Origin of the sequence: Vibrio penaeicida (genome assembly GCF_002933855.1) — a bacterium.
GTDB lineage: Bacteria > Pseudomonadota > Gammaproteobacteria > Enterobacterales > Vibrionaceae > Vibrio > Vibrio penaeicida_A.
Genome location: NZ_BFAQ01000022.1, coordinates 24764 through 49435, shown reverse-complemented (window position 1 = coordinate 49435; position 24672 = coordinate 24764). Strand labels below are relative to the sequence as shown.

The window sequence follows — 24672 nt, the reverse complement described above, 5'->3', positions numbered from 1 at the left end:
TAGTTAAGCGGGTTTTGAACAAAAAGCGACGTGATTTATTTCACTAAGCCCGCTTCTTTGTAGTATTTAGCTGCACCAGCATGAAGAGGCGCAGACAGACCATCTTTTGCCATTTCTTCTTTTTTCAAGTTGTTGAATGCAGGGTGAAGGCGTTTAAAGGTATCGAAGTTTTCGAATACCGCTTTCACGATTTCATATACCACTTTCTCTTTTACATCAGTAGAGCTTACGAACGTTGCACCAACACCGAATGTTTGTACATCTTCCGCATTGCCGCGGTACATACCACCAGGGATGGTTGCTACGCGGTAGAAGCTGTTATCTGCAATAAGTTTCGCCACAGTAGGACCACTTACTTCTACAATCACACTGTCACAAGAAGTTGTCGCTTCTTTGATTGCACCACTTGGGTGACCAACTGTGTAGATCATTGCATCAATTTTGTTGTCACAAAGTGCTTTAGACTGCTCAGAAGCTTTCAGTTCTGAAGCAAGTTTAAAGTCTTTCATTGTCCAACCTAGCTCGCCCATTAGTACTTCCATCGTACCGCGCTGACCTGAGCCTGGGTTACCGATGTTTACTCGTTTACCTTTTAGATCTTCAAATGTCTTAATGCCTGCATCTGCACGCGCTACGACAGTAAACGGTTCTGGGTGTACAGAAAATACAGCACGAAGATCCTTAAATGGTCCTTTGTCCTCAAACTTACTTGAACCATTATATGCATGATACTGCCAATCTGATTGAGCAATACCCAAATCCAATTCGCCAGCACGAATCGTGTTGATGTTATAAACCGAACCACCAGTACTCTCTACAGAACAGCGAATACCATGGTCTTTGCGCCCTTTATTCACCAGACGACAAATAGCGCCTCCCGTTGGGTAGTAAACACCTGTTACGCCACCTGTACCAATAGTTACAAAGTCATCAGCTGCGTTCGCGGTTGTTGCTAAACCCAATGCACCAGTCAACCCCATCACAACACAAGCCGTTTTCAAGAACGTCATATCCCTTTCCTTCTGTTGGTTAGCATGCACACACATGCGTTTCTGTCTCTGGAAACATAGTTCCGTTTACGTAAGTTTTACAACTTTAACAAATAACATAGTCTAATTTAGTATGCGAAATTTTCATCGTAAAACATGAAGTTATTCATCACATCTCAATATTGACTCAAATTTTCTAGCATTGATCACATTCACGTTGAGTGCGTTCGCTTGCTGTACAAGTTGAGCGACTTGATACTCGTTTCCCGGAGACAATTCTCCATTTGGTAAAAAATGATTATTTTCAAACCCAACCCGTGCATCTCCACCTAATAACATAGCAGAGATAAGGCATTGCTGTTCCAATCGCCCAAAAGCGCACACTCCCCAAGCAATATCCGAACTCAGAAGTTGCGGAGTCAGCATGGGCAGTAGATCGGCGGGATGAGATTCCAAATGTTTGTGGTAGCGTCCAAGAACGATCAACAAATGCTGGTTCGTATTGGGGATAACCTGCCGGTTAAGCAGATCAAAATAACGAGTGAGATCATTAAGATCATAAACAATCCACTGTATCAAAATGTTTTGTTGATTGGCTAAGTGGAAAAAATCTCGGGCTGTCGCTTCAGATGTTTTGTCTGGAATCAGCTCTTTAATTGCACACGACACCGCTGGCGGACGAACTTTTTCAATCAAGGTCATTTGTTCGAGTGGAGAAAACTGCCCAACGGCTTCTGTGGTTAATTGAATCAGAATTTGATTCCCCATTTCCGCCTTGAGATCAGAAAGCAGAGCGGAGTTTTCTCGTATCCCAAGTGTATGCTTTCCTTCTAACGTGCGAGCGTGCACATGTGCCATCGCTGCGCCTGCTTGCGCGCAGGCTTTCACATCTTTCACAACGTCTTCTATAGATATGGGGATATTAGGGTGATCCACCTTCATCTTTCGTGCACCATTTGGAGCAACGATTATGGCTGGCATACTGCCTCCAAAGAAAATAGTCGGCTAAAGGTTACTTGCAGTTTTTCGACTAACTCCGAGATCTGCGATGGTGTCATGATGAAGTGAGGTGCTAATAATACATGGTGGCCATTTTGACCATCAATCGTACCTTTCATTGGGTAACACATTAACCCTTCCTCCATCGCCAATTGCTTCACTTTCTTTTCCAGTTGGCTATTTGAAGAAAAAGGCGTTTTCGTCTGTTTATCTTCTACAAATTCAATACCTATAAACAATCCTCGTCCCCTAATATCACCTATATTCGGGTGATGACTAAACGCTTCATTCAGCTTTTTGAAAAGCAAATCACTGATGGAATGAACGTCTGAAATCCGGTTTCCTTCAACTATTTCATTGATTGTCGCTAATGCAGCAGCACAAGCCATTGGGTGTGCATTAAACGTATGCCCATGTTGAAAATAACCGGAACCATTGGCGATGGTTCTGTAGAGTTGGCTACTCACGATGGCTGCACCGATGGGTTGATACCCCCCTCCGAGCCCTTTTGCAACGGTCACAATATCGGGCACGATATCTTCTTGTTCAAACGCAAAGAATGACCCTGTCCTACCGACCCCACACATCACTTCATCTAATATCAGTAACACATCATATTGACTACAAATTTCACGTATACGAGCAAGGTATCCTTCTACGGGAACTAATGCACCCGCCGTCGCCCCTACGACTGTTTCAGCAACAAACGCCATCACGTTGTCTGCGCCTACTTCAAGTATCTTACTTTCAAGTTCATTTGCTACGCGTTGCCCATATTCAAATTCGGATTCACTTTCAAGCTTGTCTCGATATGGATAACACGGGGAAATATGATGAGTCGTTTTCAGCAACGGTCGAAATGGAGCTCGACGCCATTCATTGCCACCCACGCCAAGTGCACCTAACGTATTCCCGTGATAGCTTTGTTGGCGAGCAATAAACTGAGACTTACTCCCCTGACCTTTTTCAAGATAGTATTGGCGGGCAAGCTTCAGTGCCGATTCGACAGCCTCCGATCCACCACTGACGAGATAAACATGGTTAAGTGGATTCGGGCTCAAAGACACAAGTGTGTCAGCCAATTTTTCCGCGACATCAGTTGTAAAGAAACCACTATGAGCAAATGGCAGTACTTCCATTTGTCGCATCATTGCATTCTTAATTTTCTGGTTGTTATGACCGAGGTTAGAGACAGCCGCTCCCCCGCATGCGTCTAAATAACGCTTGCCATTTTGGTCATAAAGGTAAATGCCTTGCCCATTTTTCACTACAGGAGGTACATGGTGGCAATGTCGATGAATGAGATGAGTCATGGCGAATCCTTATGTGCCTTATTCCGATTGCTTAACGTCCGATCAATTAGTAACCAAGATAAAGCTTTGCGATTTATCAACAAGCGAATTATTCTCACCAGTATGAGCAAATGGAATAGTAGTGAATTACCATTAAACTCTAAAACAAGCGAGAGATGTTCACCCAAACGGAATGTAACCATCATGCAATTGACCAAACACCTCCCCTCTAGCCGAGCGCTTCAAGCCTTTATTGTTGCTGCAAGGTGCCTCAACTTTTCAGAGGCAGCCAAACAGCTATACGTTACCCAAGGGGCAATAAGTAAACAAATTCACTCGCTTGAATCTCAGCTTGGGCAAGCCTTATTTATTCGGAAGGGAAGTGGGCTGGCACTGACAGAAGCAGGGAACCAGTACCTCAGTAAAGTCGTACCAGGATTAGAAGCCATTCAAGCAGCCAGTGCCGAATTGCAGCAAACCCATTCAGAGACGAACTTACTGCAACTAAACGTCTCCCCTTCTGTTGCCAACCTTTGGCTACTGCCAGAAATAGACAAGTTTCTAGCACAAAATCAACGCTTAAAAATATCGGTGAACACCGGAGATGGTCGGCTACCCAAGGGAGGAATAGATGCTGATGTTTCAATACGTTGCCTACCAATAGCAAAACACTATGAGCATTCGGAATGGCTATTTCAAGAAAAGCTCATCTTAGTTGCCAATCCAAGTGTTGGAAATCTCAGCTCGATAGATGAAGTACTCAGCTTACCTCTACTTCCCCAATCTACCCGCCCGCAGCTTTGGGAGCTAATGCTGAACAAAAGCCAAACTCACATTTCACCAAATTACTACCCAGTCGCATTTGAACATTTTTATATGTCTTTACCCTTGCTAGCACGGAACTGTGGAATCGCCCTTTTACCAGATTTTATGGTGAGAAAAGAACTCCATTCTGGAGCACTCATCAACCCGTTCCATCTGAGCTTAAACAGCTCTTATGGTTACTACTTGATTTGCCCCAGTTATAAGTTGAGTGAGCCCCACATAGCCTCATTCACTCATTGGGTTCGCTCATTGGAGCGCTGAAATGGGTGTGCCGTATAGCGTATTTTTTGGATAAATGAAGAAGTAATTAAAACTAACTTCATTTTAACTTTTCATTTTCATATATAGATCAACATTACGTACCGTTTACATTCATATCAGTTACATTTCCGCTGCCTTGTGATCCGAATCTGAAGATATTTTCAGTTTACCGCACTTAAGACCGATATATTTATAAGGAATGGTTGCATATTAATTTAAATAACCACTCCTCTAACAATAAATGCACTGGTTCACACTAGATGAGACATAGAATTTCACGGTGTGCGAAAACAGATAAACGTCAATTGGCAGAAATTATGAGCATAACAGCGCGGCTAAAAGCGTGGGCGTCAAATAACGTCCCCCTGATATTTTCGATAATCCGTTTTATTCAACCCAATGTTCTTTATAAGAACTACGCACTGATCACCCGATTCAAAGACGTTCAAGAAGCACTGTCTCGTCCTAATGAGTTAGGTGTAACTTACGCCGATAAGATGCGAGTTATCACCGACGGCAGTAACTTCTTCTTAGGAATGAATGACATTCCAGACTACACAAGAGATGTTTCTAACATGCGATTGGCTGTTAGACGTGACGATCTAGATAAAATCGTAGCGCCACTAACGGATAAACTCGCCAAGAAAATTATGGAAAGCAGCACAGGGAAAATTGAGCTAGTCTCAGAGCTGACCAGTGTTGTGCCATGTCAATTCACCGCCGAATACCTAGGCGTTTCTGGGATTGAGCCAGAAAAGTTATTCAATTGGACTTGTAACCTTTTTCAGTACCTATTCTATCCCGATTGCCCGAAAGATATTGAAGAGGCAGCAATACGCGACGCCGCTAGCTTACGCACTCATATTGACCTCTTAATCGAAGAGCGAAGACTGCTGCCTTCCAGTGAACGAAATAAAAAAGACGATATTTTAGAACGATGCTTGAAGCTACAAGAATCTGGAACACCAGGAATGACAGATTACGATATTCGTAATAACTTAATCGGGATAATCATAGGCTTAGTCCCTACTACCTCTAAATGTGCCATTCTAGTTTTAGATTACTTGTTAGATAACAAAGCGCTTTTTATCAAAGCACAGCGGGCTGCACATTTAGACGACATGCACACGTTGGAACAATTTGTTCTGGAAACACTGCGTTTCAAATCCTTTGGTGCTGGTCTTTTTCGCATTGCTAATTGCGATTACACAATAGCGCAAGGCACATGGCGTTCTAAGAAGATAAAGAAAGGCACACAAGTTTTTGTTGCTACGCAATCTGCGATGCTAGATGGGCGCGACTTACCTCACCCCAAATCATTTAAGTTAGATCGCCCAAGGCACGTTTACATGCATTTTGGTTACGGTATGCATACCTGCTTCGGTCAATACATTAACCTAATCCAAATCCCTAATATTCTGAAAGCAATCTTGAAGTCGGATCATGTTCTCAGAGCCGAAGGCGAACTTGGTTTAGTTCAATACCGAGAACCCTATCCGGTAAGTCTAACGATCACACACGAGCAATTATCCCGTCACACCGATGAGACATCACCGGATACGACAATAGAGAAACCATCAAAAGTCGCATAATCAACAAGTCTACCGGTCTGCCTAAAGGCACCAGTAGACAATAATAAAATCCATCACTTTATACAGGAATGTGGTATGTCAAATATTGCGGGTAAGGCGTATGCCATGAACGTAGTTACACCAATAAAATGGTACTGGCGCTGGCTAAACAAATTTATATTTTGGACAGTTAACTCTGGAGCCATGAAATTAGTCGGAGCGTCTTTAAATGGGTTAACCACACTTTCTCTGATTCATTACGCTCGGTGGGCGATCGTTAAACCAAGTGAATTTCCTAGGCTTTCAGAATCACAGCCCAAAGAAACCATTAAGTACAGCTACATGTTCTTCTTTAGCAATTTTAATGGCAGTTGGGCTCAATACGTTGACTCATTCCATAGCGCGATTCCATCTGGTTTGGATCTATTTTGGAAAAACAACGTGAAATACCCTGGCTCGGTGCCATTGCAACCCTTCCACGACTACATTACATCAAACCAAGTATGGACAAACCACTACTACAGCGCCTACCCAATGGCAGCATCGAACGACGTGAAATCTGGGCAACACATTCGAAGTTCACTCTCAGAATTCATTAAGGAAACGCCAGCCAATGAATCAGCGGACGATTTTCAAAAGCGTTACGACGCATTGACTCTTTCGCTACAAGATCACATTGGAATGATGGCACCTTCTCCAATCGTCAGCCTTTCTGCAGAAGCCGTAGAAAAGCGCCTTGCTAAAGCCAGTTAAAGAGAGAGGAATAGATCATGTCTAATACCAGTGGTAACGCGTACGGCTTAACAGCATTGTGTCCAATCATCAATGGGTGCAAAGACGACACCTCATACAGTGCAATACTTCGAGATCATCTGCATGCTCTCCCGCTAGATAGGTTCAGCCCTATGGCGAAGGTACCCAATACTTATTTAGCCCGCTTTTACGTGCTCTCGGATGTTTTTTATCAAGGTCACCCTGCTAGAGAAGAACACTTGCAGTCTCAATACCTCGTTTTCAGTAGCAATTTTTATGGCGATCTGGACTCCTATCTCTACGATATGTGGCAACACGCTGAAGGGGATGTTAAAAAAATCTGGCAACACTGTGTTGCTTTTGACCAAGTAAACAACGCAGACCAATTCATCGAATACGTTAAAAAATGCCAAATCGATAACCAGCTCTTTTTTAATGGCTCAAACGACTTATCCCTAAAGGCTCAACTGAAAAGCCTATTTTTGAAGCAAGAGTTTTCTCGCTTTGTTTACGCAAACCAAGGTAAGCCAGCGCACGAAATTCAAAAATTATTTCGAGAGTTTGAACGTGCTATAGACATCGACAACCTTTCATCTCCTAGCTGGAGTGCCGGAGCGAGCAGCCTAGAAGAAGTCGCAACAACTGCACATATCTATACCCAAAACAGCGCATCTTCTGTCGCTGAAAGCAAACCATCATTGGAGACAGAATAATGTCAGATACGCCTTCCACTGCCGCAATAGATCTCCACGATATCCAAGGCAACATTATCAAGGGTTATGGACGATTTGGTTATCCGCACGCACGCTATCTATTTTTGTCGGTAAGAAAAGAAGCCGATGCAAGACGATTTTTAAGACAAATAACCAATAAAGTCACAACCTCTGTTCCATGGGGACAAACAGGTCCAAACCAAGAGCCAGTCTCTAAGCCTTTAGCGACCACCAATGTGGGCTTTACGTACAACGGGTTAAAAGCGATCGGTGTGCCACAGCAATCACTTCAGTCTTTTCCAAAAGCTTTTGCGATGGGTATGCCGGCTAGGAAGGACATACTTGGAGACGACCTATCAAGCGCGCCCGAACATTGGGATCCTATATGGCATTCGCCGGAAAAAGTGCATCTTTGGTTATCAATAAATGGACAAACCCAAGCAGACATTGAGATTCGCTACAAAGAATTGCTTAGGTTGATAGAAATATGCAATGCAGGCGTAGAGTTGTTGCAAGGGCACCGTGCTGGAAATGGAGCGCTACTTCCTTACCAAGACGCTGCGGCTTTAAAAGAAAATGAAAAAGTAACGCCAAAAGAACACTTTGGCTATGTAGACGGTATTAGCGATCCATTCTTCAAAGGCACAGGCGCGCCGGCCGAACGCGTCCTCGGTGCCGGAAAGCCAACAGGGAAAGACCCATCTAAGATGGAAGGTTGGGAGCCACTGGAAACGGGCGAATTTATACTTGGGCATCGAGACGAATCGTTTGAATACCCTAAAGCCCCAACACCACCGCTATTGGCTAAAAATGGCACTTTTATGGTGTATCGAAAGCTTCATCAAAACGTTGAATCTTTCAAGCGTTATAGTGAAGAAATCGGCAAAGATTTTGAAGGTGGAAGTGAGGCGCTATCAGCGAAATTTGTTGGTCGTTGGAAGAATGGTGCCCCCATCGCCTCTTTCCCTACTCAGCAGGAGGCTGACGCCTTTCATAATAAATTACGCAAAGCGCAGAAAGACGCAAAAGAAAACCCAACGACTGAAAACAAAGCAAAGTACCTTGAATTAAAACAGCAGCTTACAGCTTTCAATTATCATGACGACATAAAAGGCTCAGCATGCCCTATGGGCTCACACGTTCGCAGAGCCAACCCGCGAGGTGCTCTCGAATACGGTGTAAAAGATGCGTTCAATACGCCAGGTGCATTGGTGAATCGCCGACGTATCCTTCGCCGTGGTCTGCCTTATGGCACCGTAAGTGAATCGCCTGAAGATTCCGGCAATCAAGGCATTATATTCATGGCTTTAAATGCCGATATCGAGCGCCAATTCGAGTTTGTTCAGCAGCAATGGATGAACTACGGCAACGATTTTAAACGCTCCAACGAAAAAGACCCAATCATCGGCAATATGTCTAATAAACCTGATATTTCAGCGGATGGCAGCATGCTCATTCAAGGAAATGAACAAACCGGCAAGAAGCCATTTTTCTGCTCTCATATTCCAAGATTCGTTGAAACACGAGGTGGTGATTACTTCTTCATCCCAAGCCTCACTGCACTGCGCATGTTAGCAGAAGGCATTATCGACCCGACTTAGGGTCTTGTGACCTAGTACGTGTAACAAGACAAGGACGTCATATGGCTGATCAAATAACTAAGCACAACCATTACCTCTATCAAGTTGTGCTACCGGAAGAATTGAAACACGTATTGCAAAGAAAGGTAATAAACAGAGATGGTCAGACATTAGAGCGCTCCCCCCGCTCGTTGCCTGATTTTGAACAGACGCTGATACCTTGGGATCAGCGTTCTGTTCCTCTTAATCAAACCATCGAGTCTCTTGCAGATAAAAATCAGGAACAAAAGTGGAATGAGGACTCAAGTATTCTTCACCCAGGTTTGGTGGGATTATGCTTTTCTGGTGGTGGGATTCGTTCTGCTACTTTTAACCTCGGCGTCATTCAAGCATTCAAAAAGAGCGGTCTGCTCAACAACGTTGATTATCTCTCGACAGTGTCAGGCGGTGGCTACATTGGAGCAGCATTTTCAAGCGCGATGGCAGGAGCGGTGACAAACGAGCAGTACGCCGATAAAAAAACAGAAGCCATAGATGCTCTTTTTACCCATGAGCAAGGCGATGTAGAGCCTAGCGAGTTCCGTCATTTGAGAAACAATTCGAATTATATGGCTCCCAATGGTGGTCTAGACACGATACGTGTTCCTGCCATTTTTCTTCGAGGCATCGTACTTAACGCCTTAGTTGTTCTGCCATATTTACTAATTTTTGCCATGGTAATGGCATTTCTCTCGACATCACCGCTTGGCTTTTATAGCGATTATGCCTCGTGGTTAGAACACATTGGTTTGGGTTCGCACTTCCCCATTACCAAATCACTCATGTTGCTTTTGTTACTAAACTATATTGGTTCGGCGTTAACAACAAACGTCACTGAAAACCTAGCGTCCTCAAACAACCAGTCTTGGATTTGGCGAGACAGAATCACCTCTGCAATCGCCATTAACGTCGCGGCAATATTCGGCAGCGTCATCCTTGAAGCCCAACCCTTGGCACTTGAATGGTATCAAACGCTTGCCGTTTGGGGGGTATCGTTACACCAAATGGGTATTAATGGCTTGGCTATCGCTATTGCATGCAGTTTACTTCTAGCAAAAGTCATTTCAAATCTAAGTAAAATCAGCAATCAACTTGTTGTAGGGTTTATCGGCTTTTCCGCTATTTTCGCTTGCTGGGTAGTGGTATTGGATGTAACTGACTCACTCCTAACCCAAGAGACAAGCTATTTCGCAATAGTGTCGCTATCAATAGCGCTCATGCTTCTTAATCAGTTTACTGGCAGTGCCAACTTTACCGCTGTTAATCGATTTTATCGCGATAGGTTAAGCCTTGCGTACCTGTTTAAAAAACAGAGCCCTTTCCCTCATGCCCCCATCATTCATACCGACAAACTAAAGCTCTCAGAATTGGATAGCGAATATGCGCCTTACTCTCTGATCAACTGTACGCTAAATGGCGGGCAAAGCGTCAACGCCTATAAAAAAGACCGATTGGGCGAAAACTTCATCTTCTCCAAATGCTTTAGCGGAAGCAATAAAACGGGTTTTTGTAAGACTCAAGATCTTGAAGTATCTCAGCCCAGTATTAACCTCGGCACCGCCACAGCAATATCAGGAGCAGCTGTTGCTCCAAATATGGGGCGAAACACCGTCAAGCCTCTCGTATTCTTGCTGGCAATGCTCAATATTCGTTATGACTACTGGGTAAAGAACCCATCTAAAGTCCATATCCAGAAACCGAGCTCTTCCCTTTCTTGGTGGAAGAAGCTGCTGAGAAATGACCGCGTAGGTCCTTCTTACTTTCTCAGAGAACTGTTGGGCAATATCAATACCAGCCAGAACTACATCAACTTATCTGATGGCGGTCATTTCGAAAACCTAGGGCTCTACGAATTGGTACGCCGTGAATGCAGGCTTATTGTTATATCCGATGCAGAGGCAGATTCGGACGGGACGTTTACAGGTTTGATGGACGCCATACGAATGATTCAAACCGATTTTGGTATCAAAATCACGATGACTGGGCTAGACGAGATAAGGCAGAAAAATCAAGCTCATGCCCATGGAGAAATCCACTATAGGAATGGGCGAATCGGCAAAATCCTTTACATAAAATCAGTCATGACCAACCCAGAAGATACGATGTCTACCGACGTTCAAAGCAACGAAGACTATTTCGATAAATATCGGTACATCGCCAACTATCAGTCCAAAAACCCAGAGTTTCCTAACCAATCTTCTGGAGACCAATTCTTCGATGAAGCGCAATTTGAAGCCTATCGCGCACTTGGGTATCAGGTGGCATTTCAAACCCTATTCAATCAAGAACAAAGCATTTCAGAATCAGAAGGTTCCTTCTCTAACAGACGAAGCGCCTAAACTAACTTACGGATAAGTGATGTAAACATGAATAATAAAAAATCGATAAACAACGTCAAATTCAAGCTCAATAAAGTGGTGTCCTATTCGCTTCTATCTTCAGCCATCGCTGTATTGCCCATCAACAATGCGTTGGCGAATGGCTATCACTTTTTGCACCAAAGTGCAGAGGGCTTGGGGAGTGCGTATTCAACCAACGGGACAGGCGCTAATGATATCAGCGCCATGTTTTCAAACCCTGCCTCGATTGCACGGTTTGATGGAACACGCTTTTCCATTGGAGCGGTATTAGATATGCCGACATCCAAGCTAAAAAATGCCAGCGCAACCGCACCATATACATCTGGAACCGTCGACGTTTCAGGGTATCCAGCTGAACCAGAACAACCCATAGATACCGCCTATGGAAGCGCAATGTACTTTACCCATGAATACCAGCCAGGATTAGTGCTTGGACTGAGCATTGGTGCGCCCTACGCTTACGTTTCCGATTACCCCGACACAGCCGTTTCTCGTTACACTGCCACCAAAACCGCGTTATTCGCTTACAACGTAAGCCCAACGGTCGCATGGAAAATGAATGATCAATGGTCTTTTGGCGCAGCGGTCAATCTCCAATATTACACGGTAGAACTCGGCACGATGGTCGCAACATCCACCACATCTCCAAGTGTTGATACCGATGTAACAAGCACCATAACAGGTAAAGATCTCGCCTTCGGGTTTTCATTGGGAACCGAATACCAGATGACCGAAAACACTCGATTTGGATTGTCTTATCGCTCCAAGATTTCACATTCATTCAACGGCGATGTCGAACTTACTGGCTCATCAGCCAACTACGCGGCCTTGGTTAGCGCCGCTGCATCTCTAGGCGTCACCATCAGCAGCCCAACAGGTAGCGCTCAGTTTGATATAGATACACCTTCGATGTTGCAAGTTGGCGTATTGCACAAGTTAACTGAAGATTTCGAACTGTATGGTAACGCCAATCGATTTGGCTGGAGTGCATTCACAGACACCACCGTCACTTACGGAAACGGTTTGGCGGATACGATAGTAGACAACAATTGGCACGACAGCTGGTTCGTCGCTATTGGGATGGGCTATCAATACAACCAAGACATAAAACTGCGTACTGGTTTCGCATACGATTGGAATCCTACGCCAGCTGATGCTGTCAGCCCGCGAGCGCCAAATAATGATCGCTGGAATGTTGGCTTGGGGATGAGTTATCAATACAACGAAAACGTCAAACTAGATGTAGGTTATCAGTACATCAAATTTACCCCAGTCACGATTGATCTCGAAGGTGGAAACAACATTCCCCGTGGCACGTTGTCGGCTGATCTGGATCTCTATGCACATATATTTATGGCACAGTTAAATTACACGTTCTAGGAAGGTGCACTATGGATATACCGCACACCGAAAATCTAGAAAAACAACAACCAGCAATGGCAACCAACAGTGGCTTTTTAGATCAGTTGGAACACGAATGTGAAGCCCTTGCGCACTATGCATTTTCGAAAGGGATAACCGTTCCAGGAAATTTAATGCAATTGTTGAACTCTGGCTTATCAAAGGAGCAAGATATTCGCGCGCATCAAGTAACCGATATCTATAATCAACTCTCGGAGCTAGTAGCACCAGCAAAACCACAAACCATACTCTTGATGTACGATGAAAACAAAAAGGCCCCTCCTTTTTTGTTTTTGGGCAGCGTGCCATTGATCCGCAGAATGATGGCAGTTGCCCTCATTTCTCTTTTTTCATTGATTGGGCTTAGCCTCTCAGGTGCAATTAACAATGAAAATATGGTCGCCAGCATGTTTGATTTACAAGGAACTGATTTGCTCTTTGTTCAAGCCATTCTACTGGCTGCTTCTGCGATTGGGGCTTCCTTTGCTGGGCTGTTTAAAGCCAATAGCTTTGTCACCCAAGGCGTATATGACCCAAAACACGAAAGTTCATACTGGGTTCGATTTGTGGTGGGATTAATATCGGGTATTACATTAACTCAGCTTATCCCGATCAATTTAGACGCGGTTGCACAATCGACGACAGACATGATAACCGTCGATACCAATTCAGAGGCAAATCATGCTGCTATTCGTATAACAACCGCTTTACTCGGGGGGTTCTCTGCAAACTTGGTGTACAACTTACTAGACAGAATCGTTGAAACCTTAAAATCCTTTATTACTCCTAAAAAAGTACAAAACCCAGCAGTACTGAGGCAGCAGTTAGAAAATCAATACCGGAAAGAGAAACTTCAATTTGTTACTCAACTGTCGCAAGAGCTTTTGCTCATAAAACAAGAATTGGCTAGTGATGACGAGATGTGCAAAGACAAAATGCAAAAAAGGCTAACCCAATATTTGGACATTCTCGTCAATGGTGAAAAAAGCATACCGACTAAAAAATAACCCATATTCAGCCAGTTATAATGAGCGTAATCTCAATGATGGCAAGTGTTCAAAAAGCGAGACGATTTTTCATCATTTTACATTTACAATTTGAAATAGAATGGTGTATCGTACAAAAATAGTTACAAAATATCGCTTTTATGCACCTTTGCTTGCAAAACTAACCGACGACAGGTCGGTCTCTGACACCGTCAGAAAACTAGAAATAGCAACACTATAAAAATCAATATCTATAAAAACCAAGATACATTAATGTCAAATCCCCAGCACTAAGCTGGGGATTTTTTTGAAATCAAATTATTCAATGACTTTAGGCTGGCTTGAAAACGTACCTGTACCGTCTTTACGAAGTTCGATGAATGCATCGCTGTCTCCATGTGAACAGGCATAACGTGAGCCTTGCTCTGACTCCGACATCAAATCGCAGCTTTCCTGTACTGATCCTGTATCTTGTGGGTCATATTCGAACGTTGCCATAACAACATTCGTGTCCAAATCGTGTTTTTCTTGGATATTAATGGCAGATTTAGGTAGAAAAGCCGGAAGCCAGCCTTGCTCGATAATACCGGAGGCTTCCATTTCTTGGTAGTTTTCAAACTTAGTGCTTACGCTGTCGCCAAAAATGCCTGCCCATAATTGAGTTGAAACCAGAAGTGCCAAAGGCACAATTATGTTGCGTATTTTCATAACGTTTATCCTTTCATTTTAAATTCCAAATTCCCCGTACAGCAGGTTTGTTTTATAAAATGAAGGTGCAACCTTTGTCATAGCAACGTCATGGGTAGGTAAAGGTTTCTAACGCAGGTTTAAGCTAAGTTTTCTATCCAGTTCGAAAGCTGTTTTGCCTGATCGATTGCATTGAAATGTTTTAGTACCCTATCTCTTGCGGCACGCCCCATTTGGGCTCTCTCTTCAAACGAAAGTTGAGCAAACTCCGAGATTTTCTGTGATAGCTCAGCCACATTTTTTTCCGGAACCAAGTATCCCGTCTCTGGAGTAACTATTTCTTTGCACCCCATAATGTCTGAACAAATCACAGGCGTCCCCACCGCCATTGCCTCTTTCAAAACCAACGGTCCGGTATCGACACACCCCGTATCAGAAAAACAAAATGGCGCGACCAAACAATCATAATCAGCTAAGTTATCTTTCACCCAATGATGGGGTTGAGGTCCTAAAAAGCGAACGTAATCATTAAGTCCAAGGCGATTGACTTGAGCTTCCAGCTCTCCTCTCATTTCCCCACCTCCAATAATATCTAAGCTGATATTGTAGTGATGGATCAAAGGAAGAAGAGCCTCAATTAAGTAATGGATACCTTTCGTTACTACTAACCTACCCAAAAACACCAATCGAACTTGCTCTGTGGGAGACTTTTCTTGCATCACAAATCGCTCTGTCTTTACTCCACAGTGCAGCAGTTTTATGTTTCCCGTCGCCATATTGTCGAAATCACGCTGCATGTCTTTGCAAACGGCAACCACAAAATCACTGGCTTCTATCTTTCTGTCAATATCGAGCGGGAACTCATATACATCATGTCCATGTCCAACAAAAGAACAACCGATGTTCAATATTTTGGCCGCGACAATGGCATGCGCAGTGGTATGCTGACAGAAATGCGCATGAACGTGGTCGACACCCTTTTCTGCCAGCTGCAGAGCCAATTTAGCACCATAATAATAGAGTGATTTTTTAGGCATACCATTTTGGGTCATGACAAATTGTAGCGCCTTTATTCCCCCGACCAACGAAGCGTATCTCAACATCCTTTTCGGGACATCTTTGCCTATGGTCACAACATCATAATCAAACACCTTGTCCGAGCGTTCTTTTTCGAAAGTAAACACGCAGACTTGATGGCCACATGCTTGAATAGAATCCACTTCGGTTTGGATGAACGTTTCACTCAGTACTGGGTAAGTAGGAGTAATAAAAGCGACTTTCTTCATAATCAAAATCTCACTCAATGTGTCTTTCAACAGAAAGAGCAAGATATACGCCAATTTTAATTACACTGAAAATCAACATATTAGCTTAACCACCATACATTTTAATAAAGAGCTTTCTTATGACTTCTCAATATGAAAACCAATATGACTAAGTCAGCTAATTTTCCCCACCAGCCACACTATTTGATTCCCAGTAGATTTTTAATACCTATTTTTCAAACAGTTAAGATTTGGCATGTTTTCTGCCTAGATATAGAACTGCATCCTAAGGTGTCGCCCTACGAGATTCGATTGATTGGCAGTTAGATCTAAGTTGAAAATCTCATCGCCTTAAATCAGAACAAAAGGCAGAAAAATATGAAAGCACTGGCACAGTCGGCATATTACGCCATTGGCATCATTATGATGAAAGGCGTTTCTCTTATGATGATCCCATATCTCACAAGAAAGCTCTCCGTCGCGGAATATGGCTCTCTAGAGATACTGCTTCTGTTAGCCGATGTCGGAACCATTATGTTCAGCTTCGGCATCATAAACGCAATGTATCGGTATGTCGGGACCGCAGAAGGTGAACACAAACGCGCGCTCATTTCGAACTGTTTTACTCTCAGTGCTCTTTTTAGTGGCATTGGAGCGTTTATTATCTTCATCACGCTCCCTTTACTGACTCGCGCTTTGCCCGCGACATTCGAAAGCTATCAAATCCTAATGCTTGCTGTTCCTATATTGTTGGATGGATTGATTACCATTCCAATGACTCTTTTACGAATGAACGATCTCGCAAAGCGATTTTGTGTATTAAACGTATTGAAAGCGCTAGGGCAAGCGTTGATGACGTTCATCTTGCTTGAAGCGGGCTATGGCATTGACGCTGTCTTAATTTCTTGCATGGTATCGAGCTTGCTATTGATGATGTGTTTGCTCAGGTATCAAAAACAAGAAATGGGGGCCTTTGGTCAGTTGAAATACTCAAAAATGCTATTGAAATTCGCCTTGCCGACGTTAGGTGGATTCTTGTCTATCTATATGATTACAGGATTAGATCGTTGGCTACTTGCAAGTTTTATTGGTGTTGAAGAACTCGCAGTGTATGCCATTGCGGTGAAGTTTGCGTTAATTTTAGGGCTCGCTCTCGAACCCTACGCTTTATGGTGGTTTCCGAATCGAATCGCATTGCTACAGCAACATAATGGCAAACAAATATGTGCTGATAATGCGATGCTTGGCACTAACTTAGGCATTTATTTGGGGATGATCATGATACTAACCGTACCTGGTTTTATCACCCTAGCGTTACCACCTGATTATCATATGTCGGCCACGCTTGTAGTGGGCTTAATTGTAGTGAACATGATTAAAACTGCTGGAGAATACTTGAACTTAGGCTGCTTTAGCGGGGATTCTAGCCAAGCACAAATGTGGATCCAGTGTGCCTGCGCGGTATTTGCTGTAATTGGCTACTTTTGGTTTGTTCCACAATTTGGCGTCATCGCGGTTATTACTGTTCTTGGAGGGGCTTATTTTATCCGCTTAGTCATGCTCTACTACGTCAGCCAACAGAAAGAGCGCCTACCTTATCGACACGCCAACTGGATCAAAAGTATCTTGTTAGCGCTCACCGCATGGCAACTACATCAATGGCTTAATGCATCCATCACTTTTGTTCCGAGCATAGTGTTAGGCATTATCGTTTCGGTGTTTGCAACCATTGGGTTCTTGCTATTAGGTATTATCCCTATTCCTGAGTCATTCAAAATCAAGTTGAGCAATTTTGTGAAGTCTCATATGCCTACGGCGCACTAATGATAATCAATCGCTATCTAAATGTGAGATTTGCTGATATTACCCGTGCTCTGACGTCACGTTCCAGATAAACTCAATAATTAGGATCTGTTGATCTTCCGCGGTTAAATTTTGTTCGAGTTCTATGCCTTTTAATCGCGGCGCAAGGTGTGACGCCTAGTCATTCTAAGCAAATACCTTGCAACAAAGAGTAAAAGGTATAGAGCGGGGACGCCTAGTCGAACCCTTTGGGCAGCAAAGCAATTGTAAGCGTTATTCGATAGAGAGTTTATGAATCAGTCTTCACCATTACCTTTCCTGATTGCAGGCCCCATGCTCAGAAAAGCCACATCTAGTGAATTGGTTTTTTGGGTAGTTACCACAGAGCCACTATCTGGTCACTTTCAGCTTTATCACCAAGGCTCAGACAAAGCGTTTTTTTCTCATGATTTAGACCAGTGTCAGCCTATTCAAGTTGGTACACGTGCCTTTGTAACCCTTGCTCACTTTCACGGCAATTTCCCTGTAGACCAATGCCTTGAATACGAATTTATTTCCCAGAAAGGTAACTTCATCGAATTGTGCCCTCACTTACTCTATGAAGAAGAAAAAAGACTCTCGATAAAAATACCTTCTACCGCCAATTACATTTTGCATGGTTCATGTCGAAATCCACACCACAATGGAAAAGACGCACTGATCGCAGCGGACGACAAGATTGCCAAACAACCTTGGGACGAGCGCCCAGACATGCTGTTAATGGCTGGCGATCAGATCTACGCCGATCATGTAGCGGGTCCAATGCTGAGCGCCATAGTGCAAGTAATAGATTTGCTAGGGCTACCTAATGAAACGTTCAACGATGCCAAGATTACATCGACTGTGGATTTACACGCTCATGCTGATTGCTTTTATGGTCGCGAAGACTTGTTACCGAGCTACCAAGAAGAAAAAAGAGGGTTATTTGCTTTTATGCCTTCAATGCCTTCTCCGGTTTTCAGTTCTCGGGATTGCGGCAATCATTTGATCAGCTTTTCAGAATTCTTCGCTATGTACTTGCTGGTATGGTCACCACAACTATGGAAGCACGTTGCTTATTCGTGCGCACCAGAAGCGTTGGCCAGCAAGCTCAAAACTCGATGGGAAACGGAAAATACCCAAATAGCCCAGTTCATTGAAGGGTTGCCATTTGCCCATAGGCTATTCGCACATTTACCCACCTATATGATCTTTGACGACCACGATGTTACAGATGACTGGAACCTGACCATCGGTTGGGAAAAAGCAGCGTACAACAATGCCTTTTCCAAAAGAATCATCGGTAATGGTTTATTGAGTTACTGGCTTTGTCAGGGTTGGGGGAACGAGCCGACTCATTTCAACTCAGAATTTTTGGCATTAGCCAATGCATTTTTTGATTCACCAAACACACAGAATCAAGAGGCTTTCATACAGCATTTGTACCAATTCGAGAAATGGCACTACACCATACATACCTCGCCTAAGGTAGTGGTTTTGGATACCCGAACTCGCCGCTGGCGCTCTGAATCGAAAATGAACAAACCTTCTGGGCTGATGGACTGGGAAGCGTTAATTGAGTTTCAACAAGAATTAATGCATCAAGACAAAGTTGTTGTTGTTTCTGCTGCGCCAATGTTTGGCGTGAAATTTATCGAAGCACTACAAAAAGCAGCGACCATGATAGGTCAGCCTTTAATGATCGATGCTGAAAACTGGATGGCACACCCCGGCAGTGCAAACACGTTACTCAGTATTTTCACTCACACAAAAACGCCTACCCATTTTGTTATCTTGTCGGGAGATGTTCACTATTCTTTCGCCTACGACATCAAGCTACGATTTCGAAAGTGCAGCCCGAACATCCACCAAATTACATGCAGTGGCATCAAAGCTCAGTTTCCAGAGCCTCTTCTTGGCTTCTGCGATCATGCGGATCGATTGCTTTATTCTCCTCGCTCTCCACTGAACTTTTTCACCAAGCGAAAGCGTTTGAAAGTCCAAAAACGCAGCCCAAATGTCGAAGGGTCTCGAAGACTGGTCAACGCCACAGCTATTGGTGAAATAAAGCTAGATGTGAAAGGAAAACCAGAGCGGATCTCTATTCTCACAGGGGAAGGCAGCGAAATCGATTTTCTTCCTCTCAAGCCGCAGCAGTAAGCAGCTTATCTTCACTTTTTAAAATAAATTTGTTCCTTTTCTTTGGTGAGTGCGTCTTTACCTATTATGCGCAGTGTATTTACTGCGCTTTATAAGGAGAAAGCACATGAGCATCAAAGAAACCAACAATATCTACCATAAAGATATGTTCAATCGCCGCGGGTTTTTAAAAGGGTTTGGCGCAGCAACACTTTCCGCAACTGCACTCACCATGATGAGTGGCTGCTATTCCGCCCAAGCCAATCATCACGGTAAAAAAGCACTCTCAGATAACGCAATACAAGGTGACATCGTCATTTTAAATACTGCAATTGAGGCAGAGCAAGAAGCTGTTGCCGCTTATCAACTTGGTGCGGAAAGTCAGTTACTAAACAAAGACCTATTAAACGTTGCCGTTCAGTTTCAAGGGCATCATAAAGAACATATTGAATTGCTTGCCTCTGTGGTAACGCAGTTAGGTGGAACACCATCTGAACCCCTCAATCAATATCAATTTCCAGTCGAGAAATTAAAACAACCTTCGGATGTTCTTATGTTTGCTGCACAACTGGAAAGAGGTGCCGTGAGTGCCTATGCCGGAGCTATTCCACTTTTTGATAATCGCGACTTTTCCAAAGCGGCTGCAAGCATTTTGGCTGACGAAGCCATGCATTGGGCGATTTTAAGAAACGCATTGGGGTTAGACCCAGTGCCAGGCGCCTTTTTTTCCTAACCCGCAATTGTTGTCGACAACAAAGCTAATGTTAGCAAAGCGATTTTTACTAATGGCTTTGCTCATTCAACTCAATTGAGGAATAAAAATGCACCATCTTTATCTATTCTTTATTGGATTAGGTTTTATACCCTATTCACAATCCAGCACGGTTGCTCAAGGAGAGCATCTTTACCAAAGCTGTGTTGGGTGCCATTCTCCATCTTATAACCGAACGGGACCTAAGCACTGCTTCTTATTTGGAAGAAAAGTTGGCACTCAAAAAAATTATCGGTACAGCAAAGCAATGATTGAGTCGGACTGGGTTTGGAATGAAGAAACACTCAATCGTTTCCTTGAAGATCCAAGAAAAGCGATTCCAGCGACTAAAATGACAGTAGTAGGCATAAAAAACCAAACACAACGAATCGCCATTATCGCCTATTTAAAAACGCTGGATCAGCACTCAGAAGAATGCGAGGGGTTACACGATGACAGATAATACACTCACGTCCTACTCCGATCTGGCACTCATTGAACTCACTCTCGCGCGTAACAACCAAGCGGCAGAAGTACTCATCCGCCGCTATAACCAACTGCTGTTTCGTATCGCTCGTGGATTCACGAACAATACTGATGACGCCATGGACATTGTTCAAGAAGCGCATCTGCGTGCATTGCAGAGTTTATCTTCGTTTCGTGGTCCAACGGGATACGCGGGCTGGCTCTCCGTCATCACTCGAAATGTCGCGTTAAATCGCCTGAGATCAGAGCAAAGACTTGAGTATTATGGCGATCGAGAAATACCAACCGAGCAATTTCATCAATCTGTTTCGGAGCCCGTGATGAACCAGAACATACTTCAACTCCTTGAAAATGAAATTGACCAACTACCACTTAACTACCGTTCGGTGTTCATTTTACGCTGTGTACAGGGGTTATCATCTAACGAAACTGCGCACTCTTTAGGGCTCGATGTCACGGTAGTTAAAACGCGATACCGGAGAGCGCGAATGCAATTGCAATCACAAATTCGAATTCATATGGAACAAGAGTCGATGTCGCTCTACGAATTTGCCGGTGACCGATGCGATGCTATTACCCATCGCGTTTTAACCGAATGGAACAAACAATGAATCGGCTAAGATCATTCTTGGGAATCTAAAGATAAAGGTGAAGAGAGTAACTGCATAATAAACGCATGGACTTGTTGAGTATAAGGAGAGTCGTCGCCTAATTTCACGTTGAGCTTACGGTGAGAAAGCTCGACAGGAAGCACTTTTGCATAACCTCCAAGAAGATTGACCTTCTTTACGAATACCTCCGTTTGTTGGCAGGAATCTTGTTTTCGCGTTGAAGAACACACGGCGAGAAACGGAGGAATCGAAGATTGCAGTTGCAGCAACGGCGAAGCTAATTGCCAAGTTTTTTGGTCTTCACCAAATGCTTTTTCGTAAAAGTGATTCACTCTATCTGCAGACATGATTGTGACAATGTCATACGCCGCAGTATCAAGTGACACTGTACCAAGCCAAGGTTTCGCACCTCGTTGAGTAATGAGTTCTGGCTGGACGGAAACTAAAGAAATTAGATGTCCACCAGCTGAATGCCCCATAAGAATGAACTTATGCCGACTGCCACCCCATTTTGTAGCGTTGTTCTGTGCAAATATTAACGCGTCTCTCACATCTTGAGCCTGAGCCAATGGTGGGGTTTCCGGCAACATTCTGTAATTCACCGAAATAAGAACAAACCCTTCTTTTACCCACTTCTCTATTTTGGATTTCACTTGCGAGCGAGCACCCTTATCGCCAATTCTCCATGCGCCACCGTGGACAAAAAAGATCACCGGAGCGTCTTTAGCGAATTGCGGAAAGTATACGTCTAACTTTTGCTTCTTGTGCGCGCCATAGGCGATATCGCGAAAGGTGTTGTGGTCGGTGGATGCGAGAGCAATCGTACTGATCGGTAACGAAATCAACACTACCCAAAATACGCGTATAAATGAGAACATAACCACCCTATTCAAAGTGAATTACATCAAGCTTAGTTCTCAGTACATTGAACCTCAAGAACACTGGGTAAAATGATTTCTTCAGCTATTTGAGCGACATTTTCATAATGTATTGAGGACCGGCAGGACCGCCGTGGTAAAGCTCGCCGTTGTCTTTAAAGCCATTGAGCTCATAACAACGATAAGCACTTGGGTTTTTGCAATTTACCGTAAGATAAATGAATTCAAACGTCTCATAATACTGCTGCAAATAGGAATGAAGCGCAGCCACGGCTTGTTTGCCATAGCCACTTCCTTGGTAACGTGCATCAACAAAGAAAGCTCTTAGCCCTAGCGCTCCACGAACAGCAAAGTCGTACTGCTCACCGTAGGTCGTATCGACAAGAAAGAACCCAACCACCTTATCGCTTTCATTCACCATCACATGCGGGTGTACTTTGTTATCTACGTTCACCAAAATCTCTTCCATTGTACCAACAAACTTTAACTGCTCTTCTGCGACATGCAGCTCGGATACCTGATTCAAATGTTGTGAGCTCATTGGCTGTAGGTTAATCATCTTGGCTTCCTTTCCTCTTTTCCCATTCTGAACGTAACATAGCGTAGATAACGGTATCCCACCAACGTTCTTTAAAGTATCGGTGTTCAATAAGCTGAGCTTCCTTTCTCATCCCAAATTGGCGACACATTGCTATCGCGGCTTTGTTCGCGCCGATCGTTTCTGCATACAAACGATGAACCGCCAGCTTTTCAAACCCAAATTCAGCGATTGCTTCCGCCGCTTCTTGCGCATACCCAGCTCCTTGAAACTCACGCGCAACACCGCAACCCATAGAAGCTTGTTGGTCGGCTTCCAATCGAATGCCACACGTGCCAATTACTTCACCCGTTTGCCGTAAAACAATGGCGAGCTGATATTTACTTCGTGGTAATTCATCCGCTTGCTCAATAAAAAGGTTAACCAAAAGCTCAGCCTTCTCTATCGAACAATCGTCTTCATCATAAAAGCGCTGATATTTTGAGTCTTGAGTCAATTTGATGTACGAGGAAATATCTTGGGTCTCAAAGTCCCTTAATATCAGTCGCTCCGTAACAACTTCAAACACTTCCCTGTCCATTTTGTATTGCTCTCTCCCTATAATTGAAGCTAGCGCGACTATACAAAAGGGAATGATAACGCGCTACTCATATGTTTATTTACTTAAGCTGTTACGTGCAAAAGAATCAGTATTTGAAAGCCGGATCTACCGTTAACACAATTTTGCCAACTGCTTGGAACGTTTCAATTCTCTCGTGGGCAGTTTGAATGTCATCCAGCGGATAAATTGTGTCTATTGGCGTAAGCAAAGAACCCGAGCTCACCAGCGACAAGACCGCTTCCAAAGATTCTCGGTTTGGCATGACCATCATATGTGTAAATTCAATTTCTGCTTGTTGCGCCTGAGCTGCAGGGATCTCGTCAAAGGTGGACACAACTTTTCCTCCTTGCTTAACCGCATGAAGGGTACGACGAAGCAGGTCACCGCCTGTCTTTGCTACTAAGGCGATATCGAAACGGGCTGTGCCACTCCAATTAGGATCCGTTTCTGTATACACCTCATCTGCCCCAAAGGATCGTACATAGTCGTGCTTATGTGCAGATGATGTTGCAACAACATGCGCTCCCGCTGATTTCGCTATTTGAATAGCAAAACTCCCAACCGCACCAGACGCATTATGAATCAAAACTTTTTCGCCTTGCTTCAAACCCGCAATATCATGCAACCCCTGATATGCGGTCATCGATGCAAGAGGTAAAGCAGCCGCTTCCAAAAAGCTCATCTTTTCTGGCTTAATCGATACAATATCTGCATCGGTTACGATGTATTCCGCATTAGTACCTTGCTCTCCGATAGCGGTATACGCCATCACCTTGTCGCCTACCTTGAACTCCGTAACACCTGCTCCGACTTCTTCGATAATACCGGAACAATCCCAGCCAAGAATGAGTGGCAAAGTATGCATACCACTATCTTTCAACATCCCATTACGAATATGAAAGTCCACTGGGTTAACGCCGCTCGCGACGACTTTTATTAACACCTTTCCAGCTTGAACTTGTGGTTTTTCAATCTCGCCAACCACTAACTGATCTTTGTTTCCATATTGATTAATAAATACTGCTTTCATCTTTTTTTCCTTATGATTTGAGAACAGCTTCAGTATTACGCAATCAATTCATTCCCAATAATGCATAGGTAGTATAATTTACATTCCCTAGGGGAA

At 43.7% G+C, this 24672-nt stretch carries 22 protein-coding genes; 13 read left to right on the top strand and 9 right to left on the bottom strand.

Annotated features, from left to right (window positions below; all coding sequences use genetic code 11):
- Nucleotides 1-35: 35 nt before the first annotated feature.
- From VPNCDNU1_RS12905 to VPNCDNU1_RS12895, 3 genes are all read right to left on the bottom strand, one after another.
- Complete coding sequence (locus VPNCDNU1_RS12905) at nt 36-1010, bottom strand: TAXI family TRAP transporter solute-binding subunit (protein WP_371410793.1); 975 nt, start codon at nt 1008-1010, stop codon at nt 36-38.
- Nucleotides 1011-1151: 141 nt separating this feature from the next.
- Complete coding sequence (locus VPNCDNU1_RS12900; protein WP_104400691.1) at nt 1152-1970, bottom strand: 3-keto-5-aminohexanoate cleavage protein; 819 nt, start codon at nt 1968-1970, stop codon at nt 1152-1154.
- On the bottom strand, nt 1958-3301 hold the full coding sequence (locus VPNCDNU1_RS12895; protein ID WP_104400690.1) for an aspartate aminotransferase family protein: 1344 nt from the start codon (nt 3299-3301) through the stop codon (nt 1958-1960). The genes VPNCDNU1_RS12900 and VPNCDNU1_RS12895 overlap by 13 nt, the downstream gene beginning before the upstream one ends.
- A gap of 183 nt (nt 3302-3484) precedes the next feature.
- Here VPNCDNU1_RS12895 and VPNCDNU1_RS12890 point away from each other — a divergent pair, with 183 nt between their 5' ends.
- From VPNCDNU1_RS12890 to VPNCDNU1_RS12855, 8 genes are all read left to right on the top strand, one after another.
- Nucleotides 3485-4366, top strand: coding sequence for a LysR family transcriptional regulator (locus tag VPNCDNU1_RS12890; protein ID WP_167404784.1), 882 nt, complete (start codon nt 3485-3487; stop codon nt 4364-4366).
- A gap of 317 nt (nt 4367-4683) precedes the next feature.
- On the top strand, nt 4684-5958 hold the full coding sequence (locus tag VPNCDNU1_RS12885) for a cytochrome P450 (RefSeq protein WP_167404783.1): 1275 nt from the start codon (nt 4684-4686) through the stop codon (nt 5956-5958).
- A gap of 75 nt (nt 5959-6033) precedes the next feature.
- Complete coding sequence (locus tag VPNCDNU1_RS12880; protein WP_104400687.1) at nt 6034-6690, top strand: hypothetical protein; 657 nt, start codon at nt 6034-6036, stop codon at nt 6688-6690.
- A gap of 17 nt (nt 6691-6707) precedes the next feature.
- Complete coding sequence (locus VPNCDNU1_RS12875) at nt 6708-7403, top strand: hypothetical protein (protein WP_104400686.1); 696 nt, start codon at nt 6708-6710, stop codon at nt 7401-7403.
- Nucleotides 7403-9004, top strand: coding sequence for a Dyp-type peroxidase (locus VPNCDNU1_RS12870; RefSeq protein ID WP_104400685.1), 1602 nt, complete (start codon nt 7403-7405; stop codon nt 9002-9004). Before VPNCDNU1_RS12875 ends, VPNCDNU1_RS12870 begins: the two co-directional genes overlap by 1 nt.
- A 41-nt stretch (nt 9005-9045) precedes the next feature.
- Complete coding sequence (locus VPNCDNU1_RS12865) at nt 9046-11361, top strand: patatin-like phospholipase family protein (RefSeq protein ID WP_104400684.1); 2316 nt, start codon at nt 9046-9048, stop codon at nt 11359-11361.
- Nucleotides 11362-11388: 27 nt separating this feature from the next.
- Nucleotides 11389-12762: an OmpP1/FadL family transporter gene (locus VPNCDNU1_RS12860; protein ID WP_104400683.1), complete on the top strand. Its 1374-nt coding sequence runs from the start codon at nt 11389-11391 to the stop codon at nt 12760-12762.
- A gap of 11 nt (nt 12763-12773) precedes the next feature.
- Nucleotides 12774-13790, top strand: a complete 1017-nt coding sequence (locus VPNCDNU1_RS12855) for a hypothetical protein (protein ID WP_104400682.1) — start codon at nt 12774-12776, stop codon at nt 13788-13790.
- A 297-nt stretch (nt 13791-14087) separates the two neighbouring features.
- Here the strand turns inward: VPNCDNU1_RS12855 and VPNCDNU1_RS12850 are convergent, their stop codons facing one another.
- The gene (locus VPNCDNU1_RS12850; RefSeq protein WP_104400681.1) at nt 14088-14477 is read right to left on the bottom strand and encodes a hypothetical protein; all 390 of its coding nucleotides are present in this window, start codon (nt 14475-14477) and stop codon (nt 14088-14090) included.
- 119 nt (nt 14478-14596) lie between these two features.
- Entirely contained in the window at nt 14597-15742 is a 1146-nt protein-coding gene (locus VPNCDNU1_RS12845) for a glycosyltransferase family 4 protein (protein WP_104400680.1), read from the bottom strand.
- Nucleotides 15743-16099: 357 nt separating this feature from the next.
- On the opposite strand from VPNCDNU1_RS12845, the gene VPNCDNU1_RS12840 reads away from it, so the two are divergent.
- From VPNCDNU1_RS12840 to VPNCDNU1_RS12820, 5 genes are all read left to right on the top strand, one after another.
- Complete coding sequence (locus VPNCDNU1_RS12840) at nt 16100-17545, top strand: lipopolysaccharide biosynthesis protein (RefSeq protein WP_104400679.1); 1446 nt, start codon at nt 16100-16102, stop codon at nt 17543-17545.
- Between the two features lie 270 nt (nt 17546-17815).
- Nucleotides 17816-19702 (top strand): hypothetical protein, encoded by a 1887-nt coding sequence (locus VPNCDNU1_RS12835; protein WP_104400678.1) that lies wholly within the window; start codon nt 17816-17818, stop codon nt 19700-19702.
- 106 nt (nt 19703-19808) lie between these two features.
- The gene (locus tag VPNCDNU1_RS12830; RefSeq protein WP_104400677.1) at nt 19809-20414 is read left to right on the top strand and encodes a ferritin-like domain-containing protein; all 606 of its coding nucleotides are present in this window, start codon (nt 19809-19811) and stop codon (nt 20412-20414) included.
- Between the two features lie 88 nt (nt 20415-20502).
- Nucleotides 20503-20895, top strand: a complete 393-nt coding sequence (locus VPNCDNU1_RS12825) for a c-type cytochrome (protein WP_104400676.1) — start codon at nt 20503-20505, stop codon at nt 20893-20895.
- Nucleotides 20885-21529, top strand: coding sequence for a sigma-70 family RNA polymerase sigma factor (locus tag VPNCDNU1_RS12820; RefSeq protein ID WP_104400675.1), 645 nt, complete (start codon nt 20885-20887; stop codon nt 21527-21529). The genes VPNCDNU1_RS12825 and VPNCDNU1_RS12820 overlap by 11 nt, the downstream gene beginning before the upstream one ends.
- 11 nt (nt 21530-21540) lie before the next feature.
- On the opposite strand, the gene VPNCDNU1_RS12815 is transcribed toward VPNCDNU1_RS12820, so the two are convergent.
- The 4 genes from VPNCDNU1_RS12815 to VPNCDNU1_RS12800 form a co-directional block, all read right to left on the bottom strand.
- Nucleotides 21541-22407: an alpha/beta hydrolase gene (locus VPNCDNU1_RS12815; RefSeq protein ID WP_104400674.1), complete on the bottom strand. Its 867-nt coding sequence runs from the start codon at nt 22405-22407 to the stop codon at nt 21541-21543.
- A gap of 85 nt (nt 22408-22492) precedes the next feature.
- The gene (locus tag VPNCDNU1_RS12810; protein ID WP_104400673.1) at nt 22493-22966 is read right to left on the bottom strand and encodes a GNAT family N-acetyltransferase; all 474 of its coding nucleotides are present in this window, start codon (nt 22964-22966) and stop codon (nt 22493-22495) included.
- Nucleotides 22959-23525 (bottom strand): GNAT family N-acetyltransferase, encoded by a 567-nt coding sequence (locus VPNCDNU1_RS12805; protein ID WP_104400672.1) that lies wholly within the window; start codon nt 23523-23525, stop codon nt 22959-22961. Before VPNCDNU1_RS12805 ends, VPNCDNU1_RS12810 begins: the two co-directional genes overlap by 8 nt.
- A gap of 106 nt (nt 23526-23631) precedes the next feature.
- The gene (locus tag VPNCDNU1_RS12800) at nt 23632-24576 is read right to left on the bottom strand and encodes an NADP-dependent oxidoreductase (protein ID WP_104400671.1); all 945 of its coding nucleotides are present in this window, start codon (nt 24574-24576) and stop codon (nt 23632-23634) included.
- Between the last annotated feature and the right edge of the window lie 96 nt (nt 24577-24672).

Bases quoted from the DNA above. Each gene is read 5' to 3' on its own strand.
- VPNCDNU1_RS12905 (WP_371410793.1), bottom strand. From the start codon at position 1,010: ATGACGTTCTTGAAAACGGCTTGTGTTGTGATGGGGTTGACTGGTGCA.
- VPNCDNU1_RS12900 (WP_104400691.1), bottom strand. From the start codon at position 1,970: ATGCCAGCCATAATCGTTGCTCCAAATGGTGCACGAAAGATGAAGGTG.
- VPNCDNU1_RS12895 (WP_104400690.1), bottom strand. From the start codon at position 3,301: ATGACTCATCTCATTCATCGACATTGCCACCATGTACCTCCTGTAGTG.
- VPNCDNU1_RS12890 (WP_167404784.1), top strand. From the start codon at position 3,485: ATGCAATTGACCAAACACCTCCCCTCTAGCCGAGCGCTTCAAGCCTTT.
- VPNCDNU1_RS12885 (WP_167404783.1), top strand. From the start codon at position 4,684: ATGAGCATAACAGCGCGGCTAAAAGCGTGGGCGTCAAATAACGTCCCC.
- VPNCDNU1_RS12880 (WP_104400687.1), top strand. From the start codon at position 6,034: ATGTCAAATATTGCGGGTAAGGCGTATGCCATGAACGTAGTTACACCA.
- VPNCDNU1_RS12875 (WP_104400686.1), top strand. From the start codon at position 6,708: ATGTCTAATACCAGTGGTAACGCGTACGGCTTAACAGCATTGTGTCCA.
- VPNCDNU1_RS12870 (WP_104400685.1), top strand. From the start codon at position 7,403: ATGTCAGATACGCCTTCCACTGCCGCAATAGATCTCCACGATATCCAA.
- VPNCDNU1_RS12865 (WP_104400684.1), top strand. From the start codon at position 9,046: ATGGCTGATCAAATAACTAAGCACAACCATTACCTCTATCAAGTTGTG.
- VPNCDNU1_RS12860 (WP_104400683.1), top strand. From the start codon at position 11,389: ATGAATAATAAAAAATCGATAAACAACGTCAAATTCAAGCTCAATAAA.
- VPNCDNU1_RS12855 (WP_104400682.1), top strand. From the start codon at position 12,774: ATGGATATACCGCACACCGAAAATCTAGAAAAACAACAACCAGCAATG.
- VPNCDNU1_RS12850 (WP_104400681.1), bottom strand. From the start codon at position 14,477: ATGAAAATACGCAACATAATTGTGCCTTTGGCACTTCTGGTTTCAACT.
- VPNCDNU1_RS12845 (WP_104400680.1), bottom strand. From the start codon at position 15,742: ATGAAGAAAGTCGCTTTTATTACTCCTACTTACCCAGTACTGAGTGAA.
- VPNCDNU1_RS12840 (WP_104400679.1), top strand. From the start codon at position 16,100: ATGAAAGCACTGGCACAGTCGGCATATTACGCCATTGGCATCATTATG.
- VPNCDNU1_RS12835 (WP_104400678.1), top strand. From the start codon at position 17,816: ATGAATCAGTCTTCACCATTACCTTTCCTGATTGCAGGCCCCATGCTC.
- VPNCDNU1_RS12830 (WP_104400677.1), top strand. From the start codon at position 19,809: ATGAGCATCAAAGAAACCAACAATATCTACCATAAAGATATGTTCAAT.
- VPNCDNU1_RS12825 (WP_104400676.1), top strand. From the start codon at position 20,503: ATGCACCATCTTTATCTATTCTTTATTGGATTAGGTTTTATACCCTAT.
- VPNCDNU1_RS12820 (WP_104400675.1), top strand. From the start codon at position 20,885: ATGACAGATAATACACTCACGTCCTACTCCGATCTGGCACTCATTGAA.
- VPNCDNU1_RS12815 (WP_104400674.1), bottom strand. From the start codon at position 22,407: ATGTTCTCATTTATACGCGTATTTTGGGTAGTGTTGATTTCGTTACCG.
- VPNCDNU1_RS12810 (WP_104400673.1), bottom strand. From the start codon at position 22,966: ATGATTAACCTACAGCCAATGAGCTCACAACATTTGAATCAGGTATCC.
- VPNCDNU1_RS12805 (WP_104400672.1), bottom strand. From the start codon at position 23,525: ATGGACAGGGAAGTGTTTGAAGTTGTTACGGAGCGACTGATATTAAGG.
- VPNCDNU1_RS12800 (WP_104400671.1), bottom strand. From the start codon at position 24,576: ATGAAAGCAGTATTTATTAATCAATATGGAAACAAAGATCAGTTAGTG.